The organism is Gracilibacillus ureilyticus, assembly GCF_900111195.1.
Taxonomy (GTDB): Bacteria; Bacillota; Bacilli; order Bacillales; family Amphibacillaceae; genus Gracilibacillus; species Gracilibacillus ureilyticus.
Window position 1 is genome coordinate 46,211 of the sequence record NZ_FOGL01000025.1, and the last position, 7,717, is coordinate 53,927.

Here is a 7,717-nt window from a genome sequence, read left to right on the forward strand (position 1 = left end):
TTCTTCTCATCCGTTTGTGACGATTAGAACCTTTTTTGTATTTCACCTATTAAGTTACGATGTGTGATAGGCCTGATATACTTCTCTCTTCGGTATTTCCCTTTGTTTCGCCACCATCTTAATCGCCTCTTTACTTGTTACATTCTCTTCATTTATTATCTTTTCTACGTGCTGCTTTAACGATAAATCAATCCACCAGTTTTCCGTTTCAGGCGGTTTCCCTTCGACGACAAGACAACATTCTCCTTTAAAATTCTCCTCACCTGCCCATGTCGACAATTCTTCGAGCGTCCCTCTCGTATATTCTTCAAACTTTTTGGTCAGTTCTCTGGCAATACTAACATGGCGGTCTCCTCCCAATGAATGGGATAAATCTGTTAATGTTGCTGAAAGTCTGTGCGGTGATTCATATAAAATAAACGTTATATCAAGCTTTTCTAAATAATCTAACGCTGCTTTTCTATCTTTCGTCTTTCTTGGCAAAAACCCGTAAAAATAGAAATGATCTGTCGGCAGGCCCGATCCTATAAGTGCACATAAAGCAGCATTTGCACCAGGTAAAACAATAACAGAGATTTCCTCCTCAATTGCTGCTTTAATAATTTCATAACCAGGATCTGATATCCCCGGCATACCTGCATCACTGACTAATGCTAAAGTATCACCACCCTTTAGTTTATCCAGGATATTATGTTCCCTCTCTAGTTTGTTATGCTCATGGTAGCTGAGCATTGGCTTCTTGATCTCAAAATAATGCAGCAGCTTCCCTGTATTTCTCGTATCCTCTGCAAGGACGAGATCTGCTTCTTTCAATATACGCAAAGCCCTTACTGTAATATCTTCTAAATTTCCAATAGGTGTTGGTACAACATATAGTTTCCCTCTATCATCAGCTGCTGCCTGAAAGCTCTTTTGGATTCTCATTAGTTCCACACCTTTCCCGGGCATTTTCATGAATTAACTGTATCTTTTCCTGTTTTGACAGTTTCTTTATCTTTGCTTCTAATTGCAATGCTTCCGATTTTGTTTCACATTTGGATTGGTAGACAAGCTTTAAAGGTCCCCTGCCTCTTGTATATTTTGCGCCTTTTCCTTCTGAATGCATTTTTAGCCTTCTGGAAATATTGGTAGTGTATCCTGTATAAAGTGTCCGATCCATACATTCCAGTATATAAACAAAGTGATTATTGCTTTTTGCCATATAATATCCCCTCTAGTACTTCTGTATAATCTCCATTTTCATCAAATGCATAAAGTGGCGGGAGGAGTTTTACATCTGCCTTTCCATCACGAATTGCTTCTATTAACAAAATATTTGCTTCTTTATCTTTTTTCGGGTATACAAACTGAATCCGCTTTGGTTCCAGTTTATACTTTCGAAACAGTGTGATGATATCAATTAACCTGGAAGGACGGTGAACCATTGCTACTTTCCCCCCTGATTTGACTAATTGGCTGCATACTTTTACCACATCTTCTAATGTACAATATATTTCGTGTCTTGCAATTGTCAGATAATCATTGCGATTCTGGTGATTTTTATTTTCGGTTGTAAAATATGGAGGGTTTACGGTAACATAGTCAAACTTATCATTCCCATAGTGCCCTGGCATTTCTTTTATATCTGCATGAATCATATGTAACTGGTTTTCTAACTGATTAAGGGACACATTTCTGACTGCCATATCGTATAATCGCTCCTGAATCTCTACACCTGTAATAGGAACCTCTGACTTTCTTGATAACAATAAAGGGATCACACCATTTCCTGTACACAGATCAATAATCTTTCCACGTTTAACCGGTATATTCGCAAAATCAGCAAGCAGAACAGCATCCAGTGAAAAAGCAAAAGCACTTGGACTCTGTATTATTTTCATATTCTCATCTGCCAGTAAATCATCTAACCTTTCATCATCTTTTAATTCCATCCAACGATCCTCTCCTATACTTGCACAGTATATCAATAATAACAACTTTCTGATGAAGAAAAAGGCTGACACAGGATGCGTCAGCCTTCATTCATGTTCATTGTTTATTTTGTCTTATTCAGGAATAATAAACAGAATAAACAATCCCCATCTTGTCTAGGACTTCCAAAATGAACATTACAAATATGGAAACCTTCCTCATACAAACGAGCAAGATTATCATAGCCTTCCCCTATCGTTAAATCCTGCTCTTCTGAACTGGAAACCTCATTGCTGTCTTCCGTCTGTTCTTCCATTCGTTTACGCAGATGATGATTCTCCATTTCCAACCGGTGATTTTCTTCTAACATATCTCGTAATTGCTGTTTCAAATCACCTAATTGCTGATACAATTGTCCAATTTGCTCTTCCATATGAGATACTTGCTCAAATAGCTCTTTTTTTGTCACGTATTTTCCACCCCATCATTCTGCGGCCTGGGTTTTTATAACTCCTTCTTCCATTAATTCATCTAATGTATATTCTACCACACGTTCCTTTTCAGGAATTTCAATTTGAATTAATCTCTCTAGTATATTTAATCCAACCACTTTCCCTTTTCCAAAATTGGTCTGGATGTGCTGGCCTAAATCAGGCAACTCGCGCTTCGCTGTTTCATAATCATCATTTTCATACTTCAAACAGCACATAAGCCGGCCACACAGACCGGAAATCTTGGAAGGATTTAATGAAAGACTCTGATCTTTTGCCATTTTAATGGATACTGGTTCGAAGTCTCCTAAAAAGGTTGAACAGCAAAGCATACGTCCACATGGGCCAATTCCGCCAAGCAGTTTGGCTTCATCCCTTACACCAATCTGGCGCAGCTCAATTCTCGTTTTAAATACAGATGCCAAGTCCTTGACCAAATTGCGGAAATCGACTCTGCCATCAGCAGTAAAGTAGAAAATAACTTTATTGCGGTCAAATGTATATTCCACATCAACTAAGTTCATCTCTAACTGATGTTCTTTTATTTTAACCTGGCATGTATTGTACGCCTCTTCTGCTACTTCTTTGTTTTCCAGAACTAACATCTTATCTTTCTCGTTTGCCATTCGAATAACTTTCTTCAGCGGTAATACAATATCTTCTTCATCTACCTGTTTATTCGCAACGACTACTTTCCCGAATTCAACCCCGCGGACTGTTTCCACGATAACATAGTCTTCTGTTGTTAACGTTATTTCCCCGGGATCGAAATAATATATTTTACCCGCTTTTTTAAAGCGGACACCTATTACTTCTATCACTCATATTCACCTCTGTATTTGAAGTGTTAATTGTTCTATCACTAACTGTGGATGCACATTTTGTTCGAGCTTCCTTTTTGCTTCCATTATAGTTTGGAGATGCTTCGTTATATCCTGGATCGACCAGTACATACTAGCTTGTTCCAGCTTTTCCATCTGATGAAGAAAAACAATAGAGGAAGAATCGTCCATATGATAATGAATCACATCACGAAACCATACTAACAATAAGTCTAGCCCTTCTTGCAATTGGGTTTTCTCTTTAAAATGAGCCATCCACTGTGTATGCACAAATATTGGCACTTCATCTCGATTATTTTGAAGCATTTCAACTAATTGTACCACTAATTTTCTTGCCTGTGCAAACCAAGTATCTTTACTTTTATCTAAAGCCTCATCTAAATTCCTTGTAAAGTTGGTTAATATGCGGGCATTTCCTTCTGTTATACCTGTTTCAATTAATTTTTGTTCTAATTGCTTTGAATTAAGCGGCATTAATGCAAGGATCTGACACCTTGAACGTATCGTCGATAACAATGACTGACTGTTCTCTGTTAATAAAACAGCTGTTGTTTCCTGACTGGGTTCCTCCAGAAACTTCAGTAACCGGTTGGCTGCATTGTCCGTCATTTTATCTGCATGTTCAATAATGTATACTTTTTTATTTGATTCTAAACCTGTATAGGTGAATTCCTTTTTTAAATGTGCAATCTGGTCTGTTTTGATCGAAGCACCGTCTGGATGAATAATATGAAGGTCCGGGTGATTGCCACTGTTAATTCTTTTACAATCCAAACAAGTACCACATGGCTCATAGCCTTCTTTATTTTTACAAAAGATACTCTTTGCAACTAATTGGGCCAATGCATACTTCCCGGTACCTTTATCGCCATATAATAAATAGGCATGTGAGATTCTTTTTTTCTTTATACTGTTTGTCAGCATTTTCGATACTATCGGCTGCTGCTGAAACATTTCTTCCCAACTATTTATCATTATAACCTTGCCTACTTTCCTTTTCACTAAAAAGCATATCTTAATTGTTGCAAAAAGGATAGATTAGAGCCCTAATCTATCCTTTTGCTTATGTGTATAAATTAATTAACAGTCCTTTTATTTCTCCAATCAAATCAAGAATTTGAATAGAATTCTTTTCTTGATCAAGTACATTTTCAGTTAATTCTACTAATTTCTCATCTATTTCTTTTACAATACTAAGTTTCCTGTTATCCCCGTCAAGCACAAAGCTGTGTGATTGTTTTATACCTAACCCGTGATCTACTGTCTCTTTAAGGAATCTCTTTACCATTCGTTTATATGCAGCCAAATCCTTGAATGAACGGAATCTGGCAATTTTCTTTCCCTGTGCTGTAATTTCTGACATTAGCTTGTGTAATTCTGCTTGTTTTAACTGTGTGGACTGGGTGCGAACCATATTATCGAATTGCTGGCCATTCGACTTTCTCTGGTTATCACCTTTTTTGAGCGAATCCAGCTGTGTCCTCATATCCTGACTGATTTTCACTGAATTAGCCTCCTATCTTGTTCATTAAAATTGGTGGAAAGCATCGACAGGTACAACAAATACTGTTGCTCCTCCTACTTCTACATTAATAGGGCGCGGAATATATGAATCTGCATTCCCACCTAAAGGAGATACAGGGGAAACCATTTGCTCTCTTTGACTACAGTTATCTTTAATAACGTCTAGTGCATCTGCAACATGCTGGTCCTCACAACCAATCATTAAGGTAGTATTCCCTTCTTTTAAAAAACCACCTGTTGATGATAGCTTTGTCGTTTTAAAATTTTTCTGACCAAGTGCATCAATAAGCCGATTACTGTCCTTATCCTGAATAACTGCCAAAATTAGTTTCACAAATGCTACCTCCTTTTTATAAATTCATTAATAGTATCATATGCTTCCTTTTCTACAGTTAGTATATCAAAGCTTGCATCAATCTTCTTTATTCTATCAGGAAACTTTTCCAGTAAATTATGATAAGCTTCATATACTTTGTGGTGAAAAGATAATTCTTCTACATCTAACCGGTTTATTTCACGCTCTTTATTGCCATTGATTCGTGCAATGCCTTTTTCCGGTGTTATATCCAATAGTAGTGTAAGGTCTGGCATGTACTCGTCGATTGCAAACTTATTGATCTGATACACTTCATCCATACCTAATCCTCTGGCAACACCCTGATACGCTAAGCTGCTGTCAATAAATCGATCACATAACACAATTTTTCCTTCATTGACTGCAGGAATTACTGTCTCAACTAAATGCTGCCTTCTCGCTGCCGCATACAGCAATGCTTCTGTTCTGGCATCCATTTCTGTATGTGACTTATCTAAAATTATTTCTCTTATTTTTTCAGCGATAGGGATACCACCCGGTTCCCTTGTCACCACAATGTTGTGGCCTTCAGCTTCCAAAAGACGGGCTAATTCCAGGATGACTGTTGTTTTACCAGCACCTTCCCCGCCTTCAAAAGTAATAAATAAACCTGACAAAGTTAATTCTCCTTTTACTACCTATTCAAAAACATACAGTCCGATAATCTCCCTTGACGGCTGGAACGAAATCTTCTTTTTCTGTAACTCTTTAATAACTCCCACATGTCTTGAAGTAATCCTTTCCCCTTTTGCAATTAAAGGAATCCCCGGCGGATATGGAGTAATAGTATCAGCTGCTACATAGCCTACACTGTCTTCTAACTCCACCCACTTTGTTCCTTTTGCTTTCATTTGCTGATAGGATAGGGAAAGTGTCTCGGTTCTATATATAATCTTTTGATCATTATTCTCTATTTTATCATGTTTTTCCACATGTTTGCTGTATTTTTTCAAATTTGCCTTCACTTTTTCTACTGCAGCCTCTAGTACAGCTGCATCCATATGCGGCTCCATTCCGAATACTAATAATATATCCTCATCTGTTTTCATTTCCGCAATGAGTCCTTCTAATTCAAGAGAATTCATTATTTCCTCCGTAGAAACACCGCCTGCTGCCTTTAACACTAATTTTAATGGATCATCACTGATCTCTAAATCCCAAAAGTCATTGGAGCGGAAAATATGACGCACTTTCCGTAAATATATCATTAACTGATTATACTGTTCCTTTGTATAATTAGCTAAATAGAATCTCGCTATATCTAAACTTATCATGATTAAATAAGAGGGACTGCTAGATTGCAACAATTGCAAGTAATGAGCTACCTTCTGCTTGTTTATTTTTCCAGTCTTTTTTGAAATATGCAAAAATGCCCCCATCGTTAATGCAGGAGTCATTTTATGTGCTGATTGCACAACAATATCTGCCCCTAAATGAACTGCTGAATCCATTTCAAAAAACGGGACAGAAAAATGACAGCCGTGAGCTTCATCTACCAATACAGGAATATCGTACTCATGGGCAACTTTTATTATTTTTTCCAATTCAAAAATTTTCCCGAAATAATCGGGATATGTTAGTATTAATGCTTTTGCGTCCGGGTTACTTTTACACGCGCTTACTATATCCTTATAAGAAGGATGTTCATACCGGTTCGTCTGAGGATTCAGCTGTGGTGCTAAAAATACTGGTCTTGCTCCCGCTAATTCTAATCCGTTCAATACAGATTTATGGCAATTTCGCTGAACTAAGACTAAATCATCCGCTTCACATGTTGCAAGTATCATTGCTAAGTTTCCGACAGTACTACCATTCACTAAGAAAAATGTAGATCCTGTCTGAAACCAGTCTGCAGCGAGAGTTTCGGCTTCCTGTATTACTCCATCAGGTGCATGTAAATCATCAAGTCCCGGTATTTCTGTTAAGTCGAGCCTCATCATATCCTTGAAAAGGTCATGTCTGCTAGAAGCAGTGACTTGTCCATTCTTATGACCGGGGACGTGAAATGAGTATGGAAACTTTTCTATGTGCTGAATCGCCTTATCTAATAATGGAGTTCTAGCTTGGTTGCTTTGCATTCTATTACCTCTTTTTTTACATAGTAAATGTCGATTGATTTATAGCTTTTAACTTTTTCACATAAGTAGAGTATGCCTCATCTCGAGGGTCAGTAGCAACTATATCCATCTCACATTCTGTACAAATAAATAGTTGATATAAATAGATACCATCTTTTTTAGGTTTATCACAAATCCCGCACAGCCTTGTTATTTGGTTTTTATCCATTTTTCACACCTCCACTACTTATTATGGCCAATCTATGAAAATATATTCGTAAATTATTAATATTCTATATCATCATATTTTTACTTTTTTCACGTGAAACATTTATCAGATTCAGTCAGTTTTCCTCAGCATTTGTTAGAACGTGCTTTTTTAACATAACAAAAAACCTCTTAGTTTAGAGAAACTAAGAGGTTTATAGATTGCCTGGCAACGTCCTACTCTCGCAGGGGCAAAGCCCCAACTACCATGGGCGCTGGAGAGCTTAACTACTGTGTTCGGCATGGGAACAGGTGTGACCTCTCCGCTAT

11 protein-coding genes and 1 rRNA gene are annotated in these 7,717 nt (G+C 37.4%); all 12 read right to left on the bottom strand.

Features of this window, described 5'->3' with window-relative positions:
- Positions 1–54: 54 nt before the first annotated feature.
- A complete protein-coding gene (gene rsmI / locus BMW36_RS18730; protein ID WP_089743992.1) occupies positions 55–924 on the bottom strand; it encodes a 16S rRNA (cytidine(1402)-2'-O)-methyltransferase in 870 nt (289 codons plus the stop codon).
- On the bottom strand, positions 890–1,201 hold the full coding sequence (locus tag BMW36_RS18735) for a GIY-YIG nuclease family protein (RefSeq protein ID WP_089743994.1): 312 nt from the start codon (positions 1,199–1,201) through the stop codon (positions 890–892). Before BMW36_RS18735 ends, rsmI begins: the two co-directional genes overlap by 35 nt.
- Positions 1,185–1,931 (bottom strand): tRNA1(Val) (adenine(37)-N6)-methyltransferase, encoded by a 747-nt coding sequence (locus BMW36_RS18740; RefSeq protein WP_089743995.1) that lies wholly within the window; start codon positions 1,929–1,931, stop codon positions 1,185–1,187. Before BMW36_RS18740 ends, BMW36_RS18735 begins: the two co-directional genes overlap by 17 nt.
- A gap of 104 nt (positions 1,932–2,035) precedes the next feature.
- Positions 2,036–2,380 (bottom strand): DNA replication initiation control protein YabA, encoded by a 345-nt coding sequence (gene yabA / locus BMW36_RS18745; RefSeq protein ID WP_089743997.1) that lies wholly within the window; start codon positions 2,378–2,380, stop codon positions 2,036–2,038.
- 15 nt (positions 2,381–2,395) lie between these two features.
- Entirely contained in the window at positions 2,396–3,223 is an 828-nt protein-coding gene (locus BMW36_RS18750; RefSeq protein ID WP_089743999.1) for a PSP1 domain-containing protein, read from the bottom strand.
- Positions 3,224–3,229: 6 nt separating this feature from the next.
- Positions 3,230–4,216 (bottom strand): DNA polymerase III subunit delta', encoded by a 987-nt coding sequence (gene holB, locus BMW36_RS18755; protein WP_089744011.1) that lies wholly within the window; start codon positions 4,214–4,216, stop codon positions 3,230–3,232.
- A gap of 91 nt (positions 4,217–4,307) precedes the next feature.
- Positions 4,308–4,748, bottom strand: coding sequence for a YaaR family protein (locus BMW36_RS18760; RefSeq protein WP_089744001.1), 441 nt, complete (start codon positions 4,746–4,748; stop codon positions 4,308–4,310).
- 24 nt (positions 4,749–4,772) lie between these two features.
- Entirely contained in the window at positions 4,773–5,102 is a 330-nt protein-coding gene (locus BMW36_RS18765) for a cyclic-di-AMP receptor (RefSeq protein ID WP_089744003.1), read from the bottom strand.
- 5 nt (positions 5,103–5,107) lie between these two features.
- Positions 5,108–5,740: a dTMP kinase gene (gene tmk / locus BMW36_RS18770; RefSeq protein ID WP_089744005.1), complete on the bottom strand. Its 633-nt coding sequence runs from the start codon at positions 5,738–5,740 to the stop codon at positions 5,108–5,110.
- A 21-nt stretch (positions 5,741–5,761) separates the two neighbouring features.
- The gene (locus BMW36_RS18775; protein ID WP_089744007.1) at positions 5,762–7,201 is read right to left on the bottom strand and encodes an aminotransferase class I/II-fold pyridoxal phosphate-dependent enzyme; all 1,440 of its coding nucleotides are present in this window, start codon (positions 7,199–7,201) and stop codon (positions 5,762–5,764) included.
- A 16-nt stretch (positions 7,202–7,217) separates the two neighbouring features.
- Entirely contained in the window at positions 7,218–7,409 is a 192-nt protein-coding gene (locus tag BMW36_RS18780) for a sigma factor G inhibitor Gin (RefSeq protein ID WP_089744009.1), read from the bottom strand.
- Positions 7,410–7,611: 202 nt separating this feature from the next.
- Positions 7,612–7,717, bottom strand: a 5S ribosomal RNA gene (rrf, locus tag BMW36_RS18785); the annotation flags it as partial.